The sequence below is a fragment of the Flavipsychrobacter sp. genome (assembly GCA_041392855.1).
In the GTDB taxonomy this organism is placed as follows: Bacteria; Bacteroidota; Bacteroidia; order Chitinophagales; family Chitinophagaceae; genus UBA5543.
The window spans coordinates 2,469,698-2,490,283 of the sequence record JAWKLD010000001.1; the positions used below are offsets into that span (position 1 = coordinate 2,469,698).

Below are 20,586 nucleotides of genomic sequence, written 5' to 3' on the forward strand. Positions count from 1 at the left end.
AAGATATTATGAAGAAGCTTTTATTCACAATACTGTTATTGAGCGCCTGCTTAGTGGTAAAAAAACCACTCTGGGCGCAGGATGTGCACTTTTCGCAATTCTACGAAAATAGCATTATGCGCAACCCTGCCCTTACTGGTATTTTTAGTGGCGACTATAAAATAGGGGTTAACTACCGTACACAATGGAGTAGCCTTGCCGTTCCTTTTCAAACTGTATTGATGTCTGCCGAATCCAGAATATTGGTAGGTAAAGAAGCAGGGGACTATCTTAGCTTTGGAATAAGTGCTGCTTACGATAAGGCAGGTACTATTAGCTTCAATACGATGCAAGTTTACCCTGCTATCAACTACAATAAAAATCTGGAAGATAAACATGGCTCCTTTTTATCCGTAGGCTTTGCTGCAGGTTATATCCAACGTTCTATTGACTTTTCTAAAGCCACATTTAGCTCCCAATATGTAAATGGTGGCTATAGTCAGGAAAACCTATCAGGAGAAAACATGAACAACACTACTATTCAAAACTATGACCTTGCAGCAGGTATTAGCTTTAATAGCTCTGCTTTGGCACAAAACAACCTTAACTACTATTTAGGCTTGGCCGCTTACCATATCACCAAACCAAAACATAGCTTCAGCAGTAGTGAAAACTTAATAAGACTCACTACCCGATGGACAGGTAATGCTGGTTTGAAATGGACCTTTAATAACGCATATATGGTTACCGCCCATGCTAACTTTAATATCCAAAACCCTTATCAAGAAATAATGTATGGTGGCTTTATCGGCTGGCAAAACTCAGCTATTGTTGCTTCTAAAGATTATAGAAAATACTTTAGTCTGCATGCAGGTGTTTTTGTTCGTAAAGATGATGCCATTATACCATCACTAAAAATAGACTATACACATTTCACCTTCTTACTATCCTACGACATCAACAACTCTACTTTGAACAGTGCGGGCAACAGCAATGGTTATGAGATGTCCGTTTATATTCGCGGGAAGTATAAAAATAAAAATAGCGACAGAACCTACAATTTTGCTTGTCCCCGTTTTGAGAATATGCCTAACGTAAACAGCTTTACCAATTAACACACAACCAAAACTGATATAAATAATAATGCCTCCTAAACGGAGGCTTTATTATTACTTAAATTATGTTGTTTCGTCTTATTTACCTTCTTCTTCAGGAGCACCGTCATATACAAATTTAAAACCTATACCATGTATAGTTTGTAGTTCTACCCCAGGTTGTCCTTTAATGTACTTTCTCACTTTGGTGATGAATACATCCATACTTCTACCTAAGAAATAATCTTCCTTACCCCAAACGTGCAATAATATTTCGTCTCTTTTCAATACCCTGTTGGCGTTAGTACAGAAGAACTTAATAAGATCTGCCTCACGCTGAGTCAATTGACTGTCTTTACCGTCACCACTTAATACAAGGTTATCATAATCGAAATCCAAATTGCCTAATTTGAATGTACTAGGCCCTGTTTCTTCCTTTTTCTTTGTTCTCTTCAAGAAAACCTCCAAACGCAAAAGAAGCTCTTGCATGTTGAACGGTTTAGTAATATAATCGTCGGCACCACTTCTGAAACCAGCTATCTTATCATCATCCATCGATTTAGATGTCAATAATAATATCGGGATAGTTTCATTCTTCTCTCTTATTTGACCTGCCAAAGACATACCATCTTTTTTAGGTAGCATTACATCTAGTAGACAGATATCAAAATTATTTTTCATAAACTGCGCCCATGCTGCCTCAGCATCTGAACAGTGTACGACTTCATATCCATTATTATTTAGACTATCTTTTACTACATAGCTTAGTGTAGCATCATCCTCTACTAATAGTATCTTTGCTTTGCTTGGTGGCATATGTTCGCTTTATTTTTCTTGTATAACCAAAGTCATCAATAAAAAATACTCAATAAAAATTGTACTCGCAAGATACAAATACATTTTAAGTATTTTTCCCTCTTAATTGCCATTAATAGACCTCATATTCAAGAAATATAAGTTGTTTTTTATATAAACAGGCGTCGTAAAAGTACACTGTTTATCGAAAAAACTATAATACTACTCACCTCGTATATAGTTATACATCTAAAATTAGATGATTACTTAACTAACAACGATTAAAAATGAGGGGTATATTATTCATTACCATTATATTAATACTGGGGAGCTCTTGCAATAAAGTTGAAGACATCCCTCCCTTTATTCCTCCTATACAAGACAGCAACGATACAGATACATCAGGTAATCATGTTGATACAACTTCAGCATATAAACACATAGTTGACCAACAAACCCTAATTGCACACCCTGGTCTTACCAATAGCAAAAAGTATATTACCTATCTTATAAAGAAGGGTAATAATTATTGTGAGGGTAACAATTTTGTTCTAAGTAAATACCAATCATTACAATTCAAAGCAATACTTGACAGTAGCTGTATTTATCAAACTGTTCTTCCCTCCAACCAAGAAGACATCAACAAACTTTATGGCTTTTCTGACTGTACCAGCCATCATCATACCAATAGTGCTCGTTTTGGGTGGAACTGGGATAAAGGAGCCCTTAGGATCCATGCCTACTGTTATGCTGATAGCATTCGTAGCTATAGAGAAATGGGAATAGTTAAGGTCAATGAAGAGTTTGATTGTCAACTAACCGTATTGCCACACCAATATATATTCTCACTCAACGGTGATACTGTGATGATGGATAGAGGTTGTACCGATAATATAGCGTCAGGTTATTTGCTTTACCCTTATTTTGGAGGGGATGAGCCGGCACCTCAAGATATAAGCGTTCAAATAAAAGAGTACTAGCGCTTTTTATTTACCCTATTAGGGTTAGTAGCAATAAAGCTTTCCCAGCTTTCCTTTTTCTTTCCGACACCTAAGGTCTTTTTTATTTTATCATTTACTTCTGCGTTCCCTTTAGGTACTTTTTCTTGATAATAGTGCGTTAATGCTACTGCAACAGCATCAGTAGCATCCATAAAACGTACATCCCCTTCAAACTTTAGCGTGTGTTGCAACATTTCAAGCACTTGCTCCTTACTTGCATTACCCCTCCCTGTTATCGATTGTTTAATTTTTCGGGGAGCATACTCTGTAGTGGGTAGCCCATGCATCATAGCCGAAGCTATGGCTACACCCTGTGCCCTACCCAGTTTCAGCATACTTTGTGCATTCTTACCATAAAATGGAGCCTCAATAGCTACAGCCTCGGGCTGGTGTATTTTAATAAGGGTTTCTATCTTTTTATAGATCAATTTTAGCCTTTCTGCATGATCATCATGTTTTGATAACTGCAATACGCCCATTTCCAGTAACGAAACACTATTTTTGCTCACGGCTATCAATCCGTAGCCCATAACCAAAGTACCGGGGTCGATACCTAATATTATCCTCGAAGCTTTTTGCAAATGCTTTTTCTATTTGAACAAAAATACCAAAATATGGCTCAATTACCTGATCGGAGGCACCCTATCGGCATTAATGCTTTGGGGTATCTATGTGCAGGTGATGAAACAAATAGATAAAGTAGGCGCCAACCCTAGCGAACTATTTGCAACGGGGCACAATATTTTCTTAATTGTCTGCATACTACTGCTACCTGTCAACTTGGCTCTGGAAGCTAAAAAGTGGCATTTGTTAGCCAATTCTGCCCAAAAACTATCTTATAAAGATGCTTTTACCAGCTATATAGCCGGTATTGCCTTTGCTACTGTAACACCAAACAGACTTGGAGAATACCCTGGCAGGATATTGTACCTAAAGCGAAAAAATACAGTCAGGCTTATTAGTGTATCCATATTAGGTGCTACAGCACAAATACTTACCTTATTCATTTGTGGCTTTTTAGGCCTGTTATATTACAATTTGGTAATAGACGATACCCTAGGGCGGGTTTTATTACTGCCGGCACTAGTAGTAACCATTATTCTATTCATAGCCTATTGGAAATTTGAAACATGGATACCGCTTATTGAGCGTTTTAACATTTCTTGGCTCAAGCGCCTTAACGTGTATGGTAAACTGTTAAAGCGTTTTACGTTTAGAGAACAATTAACAATTTTAGGTATCTCTATTCTACGTTTTAGTATCTACACGGCACAGTATTTGTTTTTGATATACTGGATGAATGTTGAAGTGTCTTTGATAGATGGCTTATTTACATGTGCATTATTTTTTGGCGTAGTATCTGTAGTACCTTCGCTAACTATAATAGAACTGGGAGAAAGAGGATTTGTAAGCCTTTATCTTTTTCAACATTTTTCTGATAATGTTGTAGGTATATTAGCCGCCACAGTAGGACTATGGATCATTAACCTTGCCATACCAGCTATACTAGGCAGTGTATTACTAATACGTATGAAATTATTCCGTTAGAAGAAGATTAGATGACTTTAAAAACAGGGATTATGAACAACAAAAACAACTATTTATACATATTCTTATTGCTCATCAGCCCATTAATGCTGAAGGCACAAGACAATTTTTGCGGTATTAAAAACACCAGCTTTAAGGTAGGAGAAAAGCTCACTTTCAATGTCTATTACAATATGGGCTGGATATGGGCTGGTGCAGGCACAGCTGTATTTACCACCACACTAGAGAAAAAATCAGGTAGAGACGTATACCATATTGTTGGAGATGGAAGAACATATAAATCTTACGAGTGGTTTTATAAAGTACGAGATAAATATGAAACTTTTATAGATACCAATACTTTGCTACCTGTGAAGTTTGTGAGAGATGTTAGTGAAGGCGGGCTGAAATTTTATAAGAGTGCTACTTTCAACCATAAAGATGGTAAAGCCCTGACCAAAGACGGACTAATTGACGTACCTAGCTGTGTTCAAGACGTACTATCTACTATATACTATGCCCGAAACATAGATTATGATAAGTATAAGCCGGGAGATAAGATACCTTTTGACATGTACTTGGATGAAACTGTTTATCACCTATATATTAAATACATGGGCAAAGAGCGTATCAAAACCAAATACGGTACTTTCAACTCTATCAAAATCAAACCGTTATTGATTGACGGTACTATGTTTAGCGGTGGAGAAAAAATGAGTGTATGGGTTAGCGATGATAAAAACCATATACCGCTAAGGGTAGATAGCCCTATTATAGTAGGTAGTGTAAAAGTGGATCTTATGGGCTTTGAAAACCTCAGAAACCCTTTTACAGCACTTATTAGCAAACGATAATAGTCTTAGATATAAGTTTTAGGCAGTATTTATACGTAATATCTCGTATAATTATATGCAACCCATTCTTTTTTATATTTTTGCCTACCTCATTATTTTATCCTTATTGAATTATGATTGCACTGGGTGGAAAGCCATTGGATATAGCAGCATTTGAGCAGATCATTTTGCACGAACAGCCTATCAAAGTTGCAGCAACTGCTATGAAGGAAGTGACCCGCAGTTTCGACTTCCTGGAGTCTTTCTCAAAAGACAAGTTGATCTACGGTATCAATACGGGCTTTGGGCCAATGGCTCAATACCGCATCAACGATACTGATAGAGAGCAGCTACAATACAATCTAATACGTAGCCACAGCTCGGGCATGGGTCAGTTATTGACCCCTACACAATGCCGTGCTATGATGGTGGCTCGTTTGCATACTTTACTATTAGGCTACTCGGGCATACACCCTGAGTTGGTAGAGCTAATGGAAGCTTTGATCAATGCTAAGGCATACCCTTGTATCTACGCACATGGTGGTGTAGGTGCTAGTGGAGACTTGGTACAATTAGCACACTTGGCTCTTGGTCTCATCGGCGAGGGCGAAATGTGGCTGGACGGCAAGAAGATGAAGACCAAAGCTGTATATAAAAAGCTAGGGCTTACTCCGCTGAACATTCACATTCGCGAAGGCTTGGCTATGCTTAATGGAACTTCGGCAATGACGGGTATTGGTGGTATCAACGTGATACGTGGTCACCGCCTGGTGGTGTGGAGCATGTTACTATCGCTAATGGTCAATGAGATGATGGAAGCCTACGACGACCACTTCTCTGCCGAACTGAATAATGTAAAACAACACAACGGACAACGTGCTGTAGCGGAAATGATGCGTATACTGGGTAACGGCAGCCGCTTGATGCGCAACCGTCACGAGCATCTATACGACAGAAAAGTAACGGAAGACTTTATTGAAGATAAAGTACAAGAGTACTACTCGCTACGTTGTGTACCACAGATACTAGGTCCTATATTCGATACGGTATTGAATACCGAGCAGGTAATTGTAGATGAGCTCAACTCTGTAAACGACAACCCTGTTGTAGACCGTAAGAACAAAAACATCTTCCATGGTGGCAACTTCCATGGCGATTATATAGCGTTGGAAATGGATAAGCTAAAGGTGGCGATCACTAAGCTATCTATGCTTTCTGAGCGTCAGCTCAACTTTATCCTAAACCCTGCTTTGAACCAAAAGCTGCCTCCATTTGCTAATGCAGGCAAGCTGGGCTTGAATTTTGGTATACAGGGTATGCAATATCCAGCTACTTCTACAGTCGCGGAAAACCAAACTTTGAGTAACCCAATGTACATCCACAGCATACCGAACAATAACGATAACCAAGACATCGTGAGTATGGGTTGCAATGCGGCTATGATGTGCCACCGTGTTATTGACAATACGTTTGAAGTATTGGCGGTAGAAGCATTGGCATTGGTACAGGCTATAGACATCAGAGGCATCTCTGGCAAAATGTCTCCTGCTACTAAATGGGTATACAAAAATGTAAGATCAATTATTCCTTTCTTCAAAGACGACTTCTCGGCATCACACAAACTACAAGAGGTAAAGATCTGGCTGAAAGAAACAGACGTGGTAGAGCGTTTTAAAAAGAAGATTTAGTACAAAAGATTATGAAGCAAAAATACGCACTGGTAACTGGTGGCTCAAGAGGTATTGGAAGAGCTTGTTGTATCACACTGGCAGAGATGGGCTATTCTGTATTGGTCAACTACAAAGGCAATAAAGCTGCGGCTGAAGAAACTGTAGCCTTAGTAAAAGAAAAAGGAGTAGACGCAGCAGCGCTCAACTTCAACGTAGCGGACAAGGCAGATGTAGATGCAGTATTGGGCGGCTGGATGACAGCGAATGAAAATGCTATAGTAGAAGTACTCATCAACAATGCGGGCGTGCGCCACGATACACTGATGATGAGCATGACCGACGACCAATGGAGCAGTGTACTGGACACTAGCCTACAGGGCATGTACAACGTTACCAAATGTGTACTAAATCCTATGTTGATGAACCGCTACGGTCGTATTATCAATATGGTATCGCTAAGCGGCTTGAAAGGCACTCCGGGACAGGTAAACTACTCTGCTGCTAAGGCGGGTATGATTGGTGCAACAAAAGCATTGGCACAAGAAATTGCTAAACGTAACGTAACGGTAAACGCCATAGCACCGGGCTTTGTAAAGACCGACATGACCGAAGAGCTGAATGAAAAAGAACTATCGGCTATGATACCGATGAAACGTTTTGGTGAAGCACAGGAGATCGCAGACCTAGTAGGTTTCTTAGCCTCTAACAAATCAAGCTACATCACAGGGCAGGTAGTATCTATCAATGGAGGCTTGTATACCTAAACTGTAGTAAACATATTTTATAGCAGAAAGGGAGCAACATGAAGTTGCTCCCTTTTTTATAGAAGTCATTATATCACTTGCTATGCCTAAGTGTTTTATTTACTAATATATCCAAGCCATAAAATACAAGAGCCGATACAGCTGCAAAACCCACTCCTTTTATTAAAAACAACTTATAGTCAGACACACTAACCGTAAACACCAAAGGTGCTAGTAACCATAGCCACAAGGCATAATTGAACAACTCTTTTAGTCTGCTAAAATTCATAAGGTCATCTGTTTGTGCTAATATACCGAGAAATTGTTCCACTCCTTTACTGTTTGCTGGTTAGACTCCAACAAGACGGAAAAGCTGCTTGTTAAATAGTTTTGTTTATATAGCTTTCATTTTATTACCTCGCTTTTCGTGTGTAAGTTCTGCCAGGCCAAGGGCTTCCATAAGCGGTGGTATATACATACCAAAACGCCCGCGATAGCCTTTACGTAAACCATACCAACCACCAATCGGATTGTCAGCGGAACGCCCCCAATGCTCTACCGTGCCTTCTGAAGTATCTTGCTTTTCGTCTTTGCTGCCAAGCTCCATCCAGTCGCCATGTTGCTTCAGCATTTTGTGCAGGTCTTCCAAACACCTGATGTCGTAATACAGTTTTGTTGTACCTACTGTACACATCAATACATCCTTCCCATCTTTCTCCTCCACATGCATGGTATACTCAGAGGTTTGCGGCGGTGTATGTAGTTTTAGCGGATTGTCTTTGGTTCCGATTTTTTCCTTGTAATTCATTGTGTAGTTATTTAGTATTTGCAATTATTTCGGCTTCTTTTTTTAAATCCTTTGCATACTGTTCAAAATTCTCATCAAACGGCGGAATATATTTAGCATACATGGGGAACATCAATCCCCCAATTTTCTCTTCCATAGTAAAAGTAACGCCACCCTTTGCATTTTTTTCAATTGTAAAATACCTGTCGCCTTTGCCATCTCCCCAATGCATCATTTTTTCAGGCTGCATTTCTTTTACTTTTATTTTAAATACTCTTTCAGGTGCAAGTGTTGATACTAGTTTGATTTTTTCGCCCTGTTTTATCTTCCCATCTATAGATACGATCGTAGAATTCCACCTGGGAAAATCTGATGCATTGGTCAACAGTACCCAAACTATTGCGGCATCTGCATTGATGTCAATACTTACTTTTGTTTGCCTGCTAAAGGTCTTTTTAATGGTAGTAGCTTTACCATTCTGTGCATTCGTTGTTGTCATCATAAATAATTGAAAAGCGATCAATAATAGTTTTTTCATCGTTTTCGTTTTTAGACGACTGGGCACAAACGAATGATAAGGTTTTAGCTATTTTTTTCTAAATATTTTTCCATAACCTTTCTATTGTGCTCTAAATGATGTAGTTGTAAATCTGCTGCGCCTGATTTAAATGGGTCTAACCCTTTCAAAACCTGCATACGGATGTCGAATAACTGCTCTTTGTCTTTGCTTTCGGCATCTTTTACAAGCTGCAGCTTTGCCAAAGCCTCCTGTTGGTTTTGTTTGGGGTTGAATACCCCATTCAGCTCTGAGCACTGGTGGCATACCCCCCGCTTGTTGATAAGCGAGCAGCGATGGTCAAATACTTCTATCATTTTGCTCCTGCCGGTGTGCAGGTAATATTTTACCATAGCATCCGACTGCTGGAGGATGGTGGCTATCTCTTTTACTTTGAAGTCATAGACCTCTTTGAGCAATATGGTCAACTGTTGCTCTAAAGGCAGGGATCTAGACACGCAGGTGAAGCAGAATGCTATATGCTCCTTGATCTCAAAACTACCCTGTGGCGAAGTATGCGCTATATGCATCGCCTCCTGGAAAAAAGTTGCGGAATTCATCGCAGCGTCTTTACAGATATCCGTTACATTTTCAGGCCAACGCTTTTTAGCTTTTAGTAGGTCTTTTGCCTGGTTGGAGGCAATGGTAAATATCCATGTCTTAAGAGAGGATTCTCCACGAAAGGTGTCAAGTTTGGTCTGTGCTTTGATGTAGGTATCCTGTATAATATCTTCTGTATCGTGCACACTGGTGGTGATGCGTAGTATGTATGATTTAAGCTGGTTTTTGCAGGCTTCAAATTCCTTGGTGAGTATATCGTTATCCATTAAATAAAAATAGGGAATTGCAAGGTATTATCAGGGTATAGAATGCAGGTGAAGGGTAGTATCTATCAATGGTGGCTTGTATACCTAGTCTTTAGTAAAAAATATTTTATAGCGGAAAGGAGTAACAACATGAAGTTACTCCTTTTCATTTTGAGCCGACTTTGTAGCATTCTTGAAAGCATCTTCATATTCTTTAACTCTCATTTCTAGATATTGATCTTTAGGCATACTTGCTACTTTCGATTCATAATATGACGGGCCAAAAGTAACATCATACTTTATGCTATTAATTATAACTTTATTAATAGAATGGACTATTAACTTCTCGTCTTTTATTGGTGAGCCAAATAAAGCAACATTTGGAATACTTTGAGATTGAGAGAAATCTTTTAATTGCGGTATCTTCCTAATAGACATCCCTAATACTGTATCAAAGGGAATGTGACCAGTTCTTAAATAACTAAAATATGAAGGGTATATAATGCCATCAAACCCTGCTTTTTGGATTTCTTTGGCTATTAAACGGCAAAGATGGTAAGAATGGTTTTCGGCTAAAAAAAGAAAGTGAATTGCAAGGTCTATGCTTGTAAACTCTGTTTCTCCCTCTTCGGTAACTAATGCAGCCAAATTTAGCATTTTCAATTCTGATTTTGGAACAAGCTTAGCTACATATATCTCATCCTCTGATTTTATCCTACATTCATGTAAACATAATTCCAGGTCAGGAGAACCGTATAAAATTGGAAAATCCTTGTCGTCAAATCTATTGGTGCCACAGTACTCTATAGGAGGACTATCATACTGAGAATATTCATTAGCGTTTGTAGGATTAACTCTAATTCGATAAAATGGATGGTCTTTATTTAATATGTGTTTAGGATATAGATTCAGTATTTTACTAATTACTTGACCTACCTCTTCCCCATGTATTATGGATTGTAGAGGCATAACTTCTCCCATCATCCAAAACCTAGGTCCATAATAAAAAAGTCCTATCTCCCCTGCTTGCTCAATTAAGTTTACATCATTCTTCAACCATGGTGATATATGAATATTTGATTCATTAAAATGTTGTTCATTCATTTGTATTAATGGACATCCTCCATATTCAAATTTTTTTATAGTACCTCTTACAAAAAAGCGATAGCATAATTCTCGTACCAATTCTTTAGTTAACTTATAGCCTTTTTCTGAACTACATTTTGGACATTTATCATTATTATCAATACCGATTTTGGATGCATCAATTCTTAGCCCCTCATCATTAAAACAATTGGAACAAAGTAAAGCACTGCCTTTATATTTATTCTTTTCATCAAAATAAGGATGCATGCCTTGAGTCTTCAACAGCTTTTCCTTTGCCTTTTCAAAACTTGCCATACAATATTACATTTATGGATATTCTTTAGATATAAGTCATATCTCCTCAATCTAACAATAATCTCCCTCTTTACTATTTTCATCTTTCTATTAACTTTACGGTATGAGCAGAGTAGTCATTACAGGCATGGGTATTTATTCTTCTTTGGGTAAGAACAAAGAAGAGGTAACGGATTCGCTATTTCATGGTAGGTCGGGTATTATCTTAGACCCTGCCCGTAAAGAAATGGGCTACCGCTCCGGCTTAACAGGCTTTGTAGAACGTCCGCAACTCAAAGGTTTGCTCGACCGTCGCTCCCGCATCATGATGCCTGAGCAGGCAGAGTTTGCCTACATTGCCACGTTGGAGGCTATGGAGCAGGCAGGCATTACTACCGAGTTTTTTGAGCAGAACGAAACAGGTATCATATACGGCAATGATAGCTCTGCCAAGCCTGTTATTGAAGCTATAGACATCATCCGAGAGAAGAAAGATACTATGCTGGTAGGCTCGGGCTCTGTGTTCCAAGTGCTCAACTCTACAGTGACTATGAACTTGGCTACTATCTTCAAGCTACGTGGGGTCAACTTTACCATTAGTGCCGCATGCGCCAGTGGGTCGCACTCTATTGGCTTGGGCTATATGTTCATCAAGCAAGGTTTACAGGACCGTGTAGTATGTGGTGGTGCGCAGGAGGTCAATATCTACTCCATGCCCAACTTCGATGCACTGGGTACTTTCTCAACCCGTGAAGATGCACCTACACGTGCCTCTCGCCCTTTCGACCGCGACCGTGATGGCTTGGTACCAGGTGGTGGAGCAGCAACGGTAATATTGGAAAGCCTAGAGTCAGCACAGGCACGTGGGGCTACCATCTTGGCAGAGGTATTGGGTTATGGTTTCTCCTCCAACGGGCAGCACATCTCCAACCCTAGTGTAGATGGTCAGGTACGCTCCATAGGTAGGGCTATAAAAGCGGCAGAGATAGATGTAAAAACAATACAGTACATCAACGCCCATGCTACCAGCACACCAGCAGGTGATGGTATGGAGGCAGAAGCGATATATGAGGTGTTTGGCGGTAAGATACCCGTGAGTTCTACTAAGTCACTCACAGGGCACGAGTGTTGGATGGCAGGGGCTAGTGAAATTGTCTACTCTATGCTCATGATGCAAAACGACTTCATGGCACCCAATATCAACTTCGAAAATCCTGATGAGCATTCAGCTAAGATCAATGTCATACCCGAAACTTTGAAGGGCGAATTTGATACCTTCTTATCCAATTCCTTTGGCTTTGGTGGTACCAACTCTTCACTTATTGTGAAGAAGTGGAAAGGGTAATATCCCCAAGTATTGGCTATTTCATTACTCCTTTATTATAAATCCACCCATCTGGGGTGAGATATTCCGCTTGTCAATTTGTACTTTTGGTATCCTCGATAGCAATACCTGAGTATGAAAAAGACGATCATTACCGCCTGTTTGGCATTTATAGCTATAGCTAGCCATGCCCAAAACGAGAAGGCTTGGATAAAGCAGAGAATTGAAACCTTGTCTGCACCCGACATGCATGGTAGGGGTTATGTAAACAATGGTGGAGGTATTGCGGCAGAGTATATTGCCGATCAGTTTAAGGCATCAGGCGTACTGCCATTGCAAGCTGACGGTAGTTATTTTCAAGATTATAGTTTCGATATCAATACTTTTCCGGGAGATGTATTGCTAAGCATTAATGGTAAAATGCTGCGCCCAGGCAAAGACTATTTGGTGCATGCTGCCAGCTCGCCTTGGCATGGCTGGAAGAAAGAACTCAAAACATTGAAGTTGGGTAAAGTAAAAGACTCAAGCGACTGGGAGCTAGTAAAACAAAGTATCAAACCAGGTGGTGCTTATTATCTGCAAGATGCTGATGTGCCTACCAATAGTTTACGACTGGGTATTAGAAAATTTGCACACGAGCTACCCGAGGGGTTATTCCTCGTTCCTAAACATGGCAAAATGATATGGACGGCCAATCAGGACGTTACACCCGCTACCATATTCTATGTAGAAGATACCATACTTACCGAACAACCTTTAGAGGTAGTAGCCACAGTGGATGCCGATTTTGTACCGCACTACGTTTCTAAAAACGTAATTGGCTATGTAAAAGGAACTGAAGTGCCCGATAGCTTCATCGTCTTCTCTGCCCACTACGATCATTTAGGGCGTATGGGGCAAGAAACTGTTTTCCCAGGTGCGCACGATAATGCCAGCGGCACCTCATTAGTATTGTACATGGCGGACTATTTTGCGCAACACCCACAGCGTTATTCAGTTGCCTTTATGTTGTTCAGCGGCGAGGAAGCAGGTTTGTTGGGGTCTAAATATTATACAGAACACCCAATTGCTCCTTTGGAAAACATTCGTTTCCTCATCAATATGGATATGACAGGTTATGCCAACGATGGCATCACTGTTGTAAACGGCGTTTCACACGAGCCGGAGTTTGACTTATTGGCGCAAATCAATAAAGAACATAAATACCTCAAACAAATAAAGAAGAGAGAACGTACTAGTAATAGCGATCACTATTTCTTTAGTAAAAATGGTGTGCCTGCCGTGTTTATATATGGCATGGGTGGCAAACCTTTTTATCATGATGTATTTGATGTAGCAGAAGAAATAACTTTAGAAAATGTGGATGACTTGAGCCATTTATTAATAGACCTCACAAAATCGTTAACCAATACAAAATAGAAACCGTACATAAAACAATCCATTTATGAAAAAACTAATAACCGCATTATGCGCCTGTGTACTATTCGTTTCTGCATGTAACAATGCAGGCAAAAGTGGCGAAGAGGCACAAGCATTTATTGATGCCTACACAGAAAAATATGTAGCTCTTTACGCTGCTGCCAGCGAAGCAGAGTGGAAAGCCAATACAGAAATAATAGAAGGCGACGAAACTATTGCCAATGCAGCTAAAAAGGCCAGCGAGGAAATGGCACTCTTCACTGGTAGCAAAGAGAACATTGAAAATGCTAAAAAGTACTTAGCAGAAAAAGACAACCTCACAGACATTCAAGTAAAGCAACTAGAAGCCATACTTTATGCTGCTGCTAACAATCCACAAACTGTAGCCGATGTGGTGAAAGAGCGCATTGCTGCCGAGGTAGACCAGAACCAAAAATTGTTTGGTTTCCAATATATGCTGAATGGTAAAAAAGCCAGCACAAACGATATTGACGAAACACTAAGAACAGAAAGCAATCTAGACAAAAGATTGGCTGCTTGGAATGCAAGTAAAGAAGTAGGTCCTACATTAAAAGATGGCTTGGTAAACCTTAGAAACTTACGCAACCAAACTGTTCAGGCTTTGGGGTATAACGATTACTTCACTTATCAAGTAAGTGAGTATGATATGGAAACCCAAGAGATGATGAACAGCATGACTCAATTGATGGATGAACTTCGTCCTCTATATCGTGAGTTGCATACTTGGATGCGTTATGAACTAGCTAAGAAATATAATCAAAAAGAAGTTCCAGAATATATCCCTGCACATTGGCTACCTAACCGCTGGGGTCAAGACTGGAGTGCTGCAATAGAAGTAGAGGGTTTAGATATCAATGGTATACTTGGTGAGAAGTCTGCTGAGTGGATAACTAAAGAAGGAGAAAAGCTATATACGAGCATTGGCTTCCCTAACCTGCCTGAAACATTCTGGACAAAATCTAGCTTGTATCCTTACCCAGCTGATAGCAATGTGAAAAAGAACAACCACGCATCGGCTTGGCATATGAACCTTGGCGACGATGTTCGTAGCCTCATGAGTGTAGAGCCCAACAGCGAATGGTGGGAAACAGTCAACCACGAGCTAGGGCATATCTACTACTATATGACCTATACTAATCCTGATGTGCCGCCATTACTACGTGGTGGCGCTAACCGCGCTTATCATGAGGCTATAGGTAGTATGATGGGTATGGCTGCGATGCAGAAACCTTATCTCATAGGTCGTGGCCTAGTGGCAGCAGATGCTAAGACCAATGAAGTACAAAGCTTGATGAAAGAAGCTATGAACTCTGTAGTATTCATGTTCTTCTCTTGCGGTACCATGAGTCATTTTGAGAAAGCGCTTTATGTAGACAACCTCCCTGCAGACCAGTTTAATAAGAAATGGTGGGACTTAGCAAAGCAATACCAAGGTATTGTACCACCTACAGAGCGTGGCGAGGAGTATTGCGATGCGGCTACTAAAACACATATCAATAATGATGCTGCACAATACTACGACTATGCATTATCTTATGTGATCCTGTACCAACTGCATAACCATATTGCCAAGAACATCTTAAAGCAAGACCCAAGAGCTACTAACTACTATGGCCAAACTGGAATAGGTGATTTCTTAAAAGGTATCACTTATCCGGGTGCTAGTAAAGACTGGCGCGAGGTGCTTAAAGAGAGCACTGGCGAAGAGCTAAATGCCAAAGCTATGCTAGAATACTTCCAACCGTTGGTAGAGTGGCTGAAAAAAGAGAACGAGGGTAGAACATATACTTTGAACTAAAATTATCGGTAGCAACCTGATGATTTATTCCCCTGCCATTTTGGTGGGGGATTTTTTTGTTACGAAATGTTACGTTTTGTTACAAAAACTAAAAGTCAATACCCTCTTTCCACATTTCGTATTGCTGTATGGTGTTGCTCATACCTCTTTGCAATAAGAGTTGATTGATAGAGATGCAACCCTCGTCTATATTGGCACAGGTAAACTCCCCATATTGTTGTTGCAAATATTGTAACAGACTGGTAGCCATACCTTGCCTTCTGTAGTCTTTATGAACAGCCAATTGTTTCAGTCTAGATATTACAGGGTAAAATACGGCATAGGCTACCACCACGCCATCTTTTTCTATGGCAACAATCTTATTTTCTTCGATAGCCAAATTGATAGCTGCTACAGTATGCTGCCAAGCAGGCTCACAATCCCAAAATTGTGTTACATCCAAAAAGTTGAGCGACGTCATTTCCTTTACCACATGCACACATTCACCCTTAAGCACTCCCTTATAAACATTCAATGTACGCTTTGCCCTAAAGCCCAAACCTTCATAAGCTTTTACAGCAGGTATGTTATTGGTAATTACTTCTAGTGTGCAGCCCGATATATCTCTTTGCTTAAAATAGGGTTGTATAAAGCGATACATCTCTCGTACTAAATGCCTACCACGATATTCAGGTATCACGCCCGTACCTCCATTGTAAGCTATCTCTTTACCATTGATCACTCTAGTAGAGTGCCATACAAAACCGATAATTTTTGCACCATCAAAAACGCCCATTGACAGGTCAAGGTCTATACCTTCGGCTCTTATTTTTTCAGCCAAGCGTTGCGGTGTAATACTTAAGGGGGCAGCATAGTCAGCAAAAGACTGGTTGAACGCAGCAGCTATATCTGCCAACGGTATACTTCTTAGTGTATGGTATTGAAATGACATAATTTACTATAGCAAATATACGCAATTTTATGCTTTCTTGCCGTCTGTAATTCTTATAGATTCGTTGAGCAGATAAGCAATATCGTCCATAGGTATATCCTCGTTAGGGTCTACACGAAATATCTTCATGCGCTTGCGCTCGCCTTGTTCCAATTGGGGATGGTCTATCAGCATACCATGCACCATAAGCAGGTAGGGCTGATTAGTGCACTTATCTATCCACATGTAGCAGATGGCTTTGTCCTTGTAGCAGAAGCAGGGCATACCATACTTCTTGGTTTCGGTTATCTGCTCGTGATGATTAGTGAGTATGCTGCGTAGTGCCAACAGGCAGCTTTTATTGGGCTCTTCTTTATCCAGATAAAACTGATCAGTACTTTTAAGCATAGGGAAAGGGACGGTTATTTTAAGATGCGTAAGTACTCCTGCCAAGGCCCTACATTTTCTTTGTATTGTTTAGCCATCACACGGGTTATCTGTGCGGTATGGTTCAGGTCGTGCACTACCCAGGTAGACAAGAGCTGACGCAGAGTAACCTCACCCAATGCTGGGTGTATACCTTTTTTGTCCAAATCGACATCGGTGATATTTGCCTCTTGCAATAGTAATAGATTGCGCGCACGGAGTATGGCAAAATCTTCCAGCAGTATTTCCATAGACTTGCCCTTGCTTTCGGTAAGCTGTGCAAAACGGTCGAAAGGTTGAAAGGTTTTATCCTCCGCATCAGATAGGATGATGTTCATCCGTTCCGTCCAGTCCTTACGCTCTCCATGCACCATATGCCCCACTACATCGTAGGGGCTCCAGGTGTCTGCACCTTCATTATTCTTTACCCAATCTTTAGGGAGGTTTTTTAATAAACTGTTCAGCACTTCGGGCGTGCGGCTAAGTATGGTGACTGCTTCGTTCAGGTTGTATTGCATGGCTGTAAATTACGGGATTTTTTCGTCACTGCGAGAGGTACCATTTGTCATTGCGGGCTACGACCCGCAATCTCGAGTAACACTGCACTCATGTCGCGAGACCCTGAATCAAGTTCAGGGTGACACCAATTACTACATCGGTTCTTGAGGGAGAAAATCTTTAGGGCTGCAACCCAAAGCTTTGGCTATTTCGTTGAGTTGGGCAACATTATATTTCTTGTCATACTTACCACTTTCTATTTTCTGAATATAAGACTTAGAGCTATAGCCAATCTCAAAAGCAAGCTGAGACTGAGAGATGCCTTTCTCTTTTCTTAATTCCAATACTTTTTGGATAACGTATTTGTCTACTTTGGTAACCACAGTAAGCGAAAAGTAGCAATGGTTTGAAAAACACATGGTACCCTATAGGGTGCCTTTTGGAAATTTTTATTTATGTTTGTTTTCAAATACCATCGCTATGAACGAAGAACTGGAACTCAATAAGCTGGGGCAACGCATTAAAGAGCTACGTATAGCCGCAGGGTACGATACACCCGAAGCCTTTGCCAAAGACTATGACATACCTATAGAAGAATACCTGCTTTATGAACAGGGAGTGGATATGGACTTGCTTACTGTACTAGCACTTACTATGTTTTTGGGTATTACACCTACTTTGTTCTTTAAGGGGCTGTAGTGCGTCACTGCGAGAAGTAAAGCGACGAAGCAGTCTCACGAAATGTGTGGTCTTGAGATGGCTTCGCTAACGCTCGCCATGACGGGATTGTTACTTAATAAACCTCCTTGATGCACGAATGAAATTGTAGATCATATATGACGACCAGACACGCATCATTAAATCAATTAAAATAGTCCAGTCATATTTAAAAAGATAAACTTTCCGTAACGGGCTCATTAGGTAAAAGAAAGCATATACTTTCTGCTCTAGAAAATAATAACCATTAGTAATCTCTTGAGTATTAGTTAATGTGTCAAAATCAAAAGCGTTAAAACCTAAAGCTAACATGAACAATAAATAGTGGACGCAAAACAACCAAAATAGTGGTCGCCATATACTGTTACCATAATTACTGGTTAAAAAACTAAATGAAAGTATGAGCCATGTACCAAATTGTTTGATGGGCTTAAGTTGGCTACGATATACCTCCATCTCCTGTGCTCTAAAGTCTGCTGCTCTAACCATATCACCCTGCCCCTCATATATCTTTTTGAATTGACTTAATGCTAAATGTCTTTGCTCATTCTTATTTGCGTCTCCAGTTGTCGTTATTTTATTTCGATGAGGTAAGGAAGTATCTGCTAAAAATACCTGAGCCATTTTAGAGTTCTTAAACTCAAACTTATCAAACGATGCTAGATCACAACCGATGAATTGGGTATTACCTAGATCTGAGTTCTTAATACTTAACTGGGATTTGGTGTGAACACTATGGTTGTATTCCTTATTTGTTTTTGATATGTTTTTATTAATTAAAACTTCTTTTACAGGCTTAATATTATTAAAAATAATAGTGCCATTATTTATTAATGAATTTACTCTTAATTGGTTTATATATATATCAGAAATAAGTATATAGGTTTCAGATGTAAAAAGGCTCTCATTAATATTCAGTATAGTTATTCCTGTAGGAAACTCATTTTTTTTTACTTTTACAGTATAAGGCTTATCTAGCTGTAAATAGAGAGAACGAATGCTACTATCTTGCATCTCAAAAATGTTACTCTGTGTTGTCAAGTCTTTAAGTTCTATACTAGTTATACATACTTCTCCATAAAGACTTATGCTAGGAACTTCAGACTTTTCAATACTTATAGTTCTTACAATTGCCTTTTCTATAATTTTAAGATATCCTGTAGTACAACTTGTGATAACAATATCTTTAAATTTTGTATTCGAAAATAAGTGATACCCTATGGTGGAACCAAAAGTAATTATATCACCAATTTTTGAATCAGTAATATTAAAATTCCCGATGGTAGACGTAAAGAAAAAGAACCCATTTATTATTGAATGTAAAATATTGATATTTTGAGTTTCAGAATTATAAATATTAAATAAATCTACTTCTGAATCAGAGATACTACAGTCTCCAATTGTAGAATATTTTATACAAAAAAAACTAGTTAATATATTGAACAACTCTATATTGGGCAGTGTTTCCTCTTCAATAACTAATTCCCCTATTACTTTATAGCCTTTAAAAACAACAAACTCTTGATCATGTTTTTCTTGGTAAAACTCCTCATACCCTGCTACTCCCTTATACTCCCCCTTCCATATTTTAATAAACTCTTCGGCAGAAATTTCTTTACGTGGCCGTTCTTGGGCTGGCTGTGTGGGTGTGTCGCTCATGGTGTGGTGTATTCGTTCTTTAAATATAAGAAAATAGAACAGGGTGTTAAGCTGCTAAACTAATACTTGGTAGATTTCTCCCTTTGGTCGAAATGACAAGCACTTCTAACGTACTAATAGGCTCAACAGTACCTCACCATTCAGAATGACAACAGTCCTGTCGAATTAATTGTACCTACAAGCATTACTTGTAGATTTTTCCTATATTTATAGTTGATTCTTAGTCTCGTTTTGAAGAAGCTACTCGTCATATTCATCTCCTTGCTCTACCTAGCTGGTATTGTTGAGGTGTCCTTTGCCTTCCACTACTGTGGCAAGAACTTTAGGTATGTGACGCTTTTCAAAGCAGAAGAGAAAATGTCTTGCTGTGCTAAGAGCGAGATGAGCCATGGCTGCTGCGATAACAAAGAGGTAAAGCTAGAAATAGACGACCAGCACCATGCCAAAACAATAGCCCTGCCTAGTAAAAATATCACGTCGGCCTTGCCAATACACTATGCCAGTGCCGATGTACAACATACTGATGCTATTGCAGCAGTACCACAACAGGGGCATTCTCCGCCTCTGGTCATACCGGGAGTACGGCTACACCTACTCCACTGCAGTTTCTTGATTTGATACTTTTTTGAGTTACCCTGATGAA

At 39.6% G+C, this 20,586-nt stretch carries 23 protein-coding genes; 11 read left to right on the top strand and 12 right to left on the bottom strand.

Annotation, left to right across the window (positions count from 1 at the left end):
• Nucleotides 1–8 precede the first annotated feature (8 nt).
• Nucleotides 9–1,094, top strand: a complete 1,086-nt coding sequence (locus R2800_11430) for a PorP/SprF family type IX secretion system membrane protein (GenBank protein ID MEZ5017656.1) — start codon at nucleotides 9–11, stop codon at nucleotides 1,092–1,094.
• 78 nt (nucleotides 1,095–1,172) lie between these two features.
• Here the strand turns inward: R2800_11430 and R2800_11435 are convergent, their stop codons facing one another.
• Nucleotides 1,173–1,889: a response regulator transcription factor gene (locus R2800_11435; protein ID MEZ5017657.1), complete on the bottom strand. Its 717-nt coding sequence runs from the start codon at nucleotides 1,887–1,889 to the stop codon at nucleotides 1,173–1,175.
• Nucleotides 1,890–2,155: 266 nt separating this feature from the next.
• On the opposite strand from R2800_11435, the gene R2800_11440 reads away from it, so the two are divergent.
• Nucleotides 2,156–2,848 (top strand): hypothetical protein, encoded by a 693-nt coding sequence (locus R2800_11440; protein ID MEZ5017658.1) that lies wholly within the window; start codon nucleotides 2,156–2,158, stop codon nucleotides 2,846–2,848.
• Here R2800_11440 and ruvC read toward each other — a convergent pair.
• A complete protein-coding gene (gene ruvC / locus R2800_11445) occupies nucleotides 2,845–3,450 on the bottom strand; it encodes a crossover junction endodeoxyribonuclease RuvC (GenBank protein MEZ5017659.1) in 606 nt (201 codons plus the stop codon). The two genes, R2800_11440 and ruvC, sit on opposite strands and share 4 nt — an antisense overlap.
• Nucleotides 3,451–3,463: 13 nt before the next feature.
• On the opposite strand from ruvC, the gene R2800_11450 reads away from it, so the two are divergent.
• From R2800_11450 to fabG, 4 genes are all read left to right on the top strand, one after another.
• Nucleotides 3,464–4,417, top strand: a complete 954-nt coding sequence (locus R2800_11450) for a lysylphosphatidylglycerol synthase transmembrane domain-containing protein (protein ID MEZ5017660.1) — start codon at nucleotides 3,464–3,466, stop codon at nucleotides 4,415–4,417.
• 32 nt (nucleotides 4,418–4,449) lie between these two features.
• Complete coding sequence (locus tag R2800_11455; GenBank protein MEZ5017661.1) at nucleotides 4,450–5,250, top strand: DUF3108 domain-containing protein; 801 nt, start codon at nucleotides 4,450–4,452, stop codon at nucleotides 5,248–5,250.
• Between the two features lie 113 nt (nucleotides 5,251–5,363).
• A complete protein-coding gene (locus R2800_11460) occupies nucleotides 5,364–6,917 on the top strand; it encodes an aromatic amino acid ammonia-lyase (GenBank protein ID MEZ5017662.1) in 1,554 nt (517 codons plus the stop codon).
• Nucleotides 6,918–6,928: 11 nt separating this feature from the next.
• Nucleotides 6,929–7,663: a 3-oxoacyl-ACP reductase FabG gene (fabG, locus tag R2800_11465; GenBank protein MEZ5017663.1), complete on the top strand. Its 735-nt coding sequence runs from the start codon at nucleotides 6,929–6,931 to the stop codon at nucleotides 7,661–7,663.
• A 73-nt stretch (nucleotides 7,664–7,736) separates the two neighbouring features.
• On the opposite strand, the gene R2800_11470 is transcribed toward fabG, so the two are convergent.
• From R2800_11470 to R2800_11490, 5 genes are all read right to left on the bottom strand, one after another.
• A complete protein-coding gene (locus tag R2800_11470) occupies nucleotides 7,737–7,973 on the bottom strand; it encodes a hypothetical protein (protein MEZ5017664.1) in 237 nt (78 codons plus the stop codon).
• A 63-nt stretch (nucleotides 7,974–8,036) separates the two neighbouring features.
• Entirely contained in the window at nucleotides 8,037–8,450 is a 414-nt protein-coding gene (locus R2800_11475; protein MEZ5017665.1) for a hypothetical protein, read from the bottom strand.
• A 7-nt stretch (nucleotides 8,451–8,457) separates the two neighbouring features.
• Entirely contained in the window at nucleotides 8,458–8,967 is a 510-nt protein-coding gene (locus tag R2800_11480) for an SRPBCC domain-containing protein (protein MEZ5017666.1), read from the bottom strand.
• 44 nt (nucleotides 8,968–9,011) lie between these two features.
• Nucleotides 9,012–9,812 (bottom strand): RNA polymerase sigma factor, encoded by an 801-nt coding sequence (locus R2800_11485; protein MEZ5017667.1) that lies wholly within the window; start codon nucleotides 9,810–9,812, stop codon nucleotides 9,012–9,014.
• 135 nt (nucleotides 9,813–9,947) lie between these two features.
• Entirely contained in the window at nucleotides 9,948–11,192 is a 1,245-nt protein-coding gene (locus R2800_11490; GenBank protein ID MEZ5017668.1) for an RES family NAD+ phosphorylase, read from the bottom strand.
• A 103-nt stretch (nucleotides 11,193–11,295) separates the two neighbouring features.
• On the opposite strand from R2800_11490, the gene R2800_11495 reads away from it, so the two are divergent.
• The 3 genes from R2800_11495 to R2800_11505 all read left to right on the top strand — a co-directional run bounded on the left by R2800_11495 (nucleotide 11,296) and on the right by R2800_11505 (nucleotide 15,733).
• Nucleotides 11,296–12,516, top strand: a complete 1,221-nt coding sequence (locus R2800_11495; GenBank protein MEZ5017669.1) for a beta-ketoacyl-[acyl-carrier-protein] synthase family protein — start codon at nucleotides 11,296–11,298, stop codon at nucleotides 12,514–12,516.
• Between the two features lie 114 nt (nucleotides 12,517–12,630).
• The gene (locus tag R2800_11500) at nucleotides 12,631–13,914 is read left to right on the top strand and encodes a M28 family peptidase (protein ID MEZ5017670.1); all 1,284 of its coding nucleotides are present in this window, start codon (nucleotides 12,631–12,633) and stop codon (nucleotides 13,912–13,914) included.
• 25 nt (nucleotides 13,915–13,939) lie between these two features.
• Nucleotides 13,940–15,733: a M2 family metallopeptidase gene (locus R2800_11505; protein MEZ5017671.1), complete on the top strand. Its 1,794-nt coding sequence runs from the start codon at nucleotides 13,940–13,942 to the stop codon at nucleotides 15,731–15,733.
• 88 nt (nucleotides 15,734–15,821) lie between these two features.
• Here the strand turns inward: R2800_11505 and R2800_11510 are convergent, their stop codons facing one another.
• The 4 genes from R2800_11510 to R2800_11525 all read right to left on the bottom strand — a co-directional run bounded on the left by R2800_11510 (nucleotide 15,822) and on the right by R2800_11525 (nucleotide 17,986).
• Nucleotides 15,822–16,664 carry a GNAT family N-acetyltransferase gene (locus tag R2800_11510; GenBank protein MEZ5017672.1) on the bottom strand — a complete coding sequence of 281 codons (843 nt, stop codon included), beginning with the start codon at nucleotides 16,662–16,664 and terminating at the stop codon, nucleotides 15,822–15,824.
• A 27-nt stretch (nucleotides 16,665–16,691) separates the two neighbouring features.
• Entirely contained in the window at nucleotides 16,692–17,096 is a 405-nt protein-coding gene (locus R2800_11515) for a DUF1801 domain-containing protein (GenBank protein ID MEZ5017673.1), read from the bottom strand.
• Entirely contained in the window at nucleotides 17,066–17,587 is a 522-nt protein-coding gene (locus R2800_11520) for a DinB family protein (protein MEZ5017674.1), read from the bottom strand. The genes R2800_11515 and R2800_11520 overlap by 31 nt, the downstream gene beginning before the upstream one ends.
• A 132-nt stretch (nucleotides 17,588–17,719) precedes the next feature.
• Nucleotides 17,720–17,986, bottom strand: a complete 267-nt coding sequence (locus R2800_11525; GenBank protein ID MEZ5017675.1) for a helix-turn-helix transcriptional regulator — start codon at nucleotides 17,984–17,986, stop codon at nucleotides 17,720–17,722.
• A 61-nt stretch (nucleotides 17,987–18,047) separates the two neighbouring features.
• Between R2800_11525 and R2800_11530 the strand changes: the two genes are divergently transcribed.
• Nucleotides 18,048–18,266, top strand: coding sequence for a hypothetical protein (locus R2800_11530; protein MEZ5017676.1), 219 nt, complete (start codon nucleotides 18,048–18,050; stop codon nucleotides 18,264–18,266).
• Between the two features lie 90 nt (nucleotides 18,267–18,356).
• On the opposite strand, the gene R2800_11535 is transcribed toward R2800_11530, so the two are convergent.
• Nucleotides 18,357–19,943: a hypothetical protein gene (locus R2800_11535; protein ID MEZ5017677.1), complete on the bottom strand. Its 1,587-nt coding sequence runs from the start codon at nucleotides 19,941–19,943 to the stop codon at nucleotides 18,357–18,359.
• 231 nt (nucleotides 19,944–20,174) lie between these two features.
• Here R2800_11535 and R2800_11540 point away from each other — a divergent pair, with 231 nt between their 5' ends.
• Nucleotides 20,175–20,561 carry a hypothetical protein gene (locus R2800_11540; GenBank protein MEZ5017678.1) on the top strand — a complete coding sequence of 129 codons (387 nt, stop codon included), beginning with the start codon at nucleotides 20,175–20,177 and terminating at the stop codon, nucleotides 20,559–20,561.
• Nucleotides 20,562–20,586: the final 25 nt, after the last annotated feature.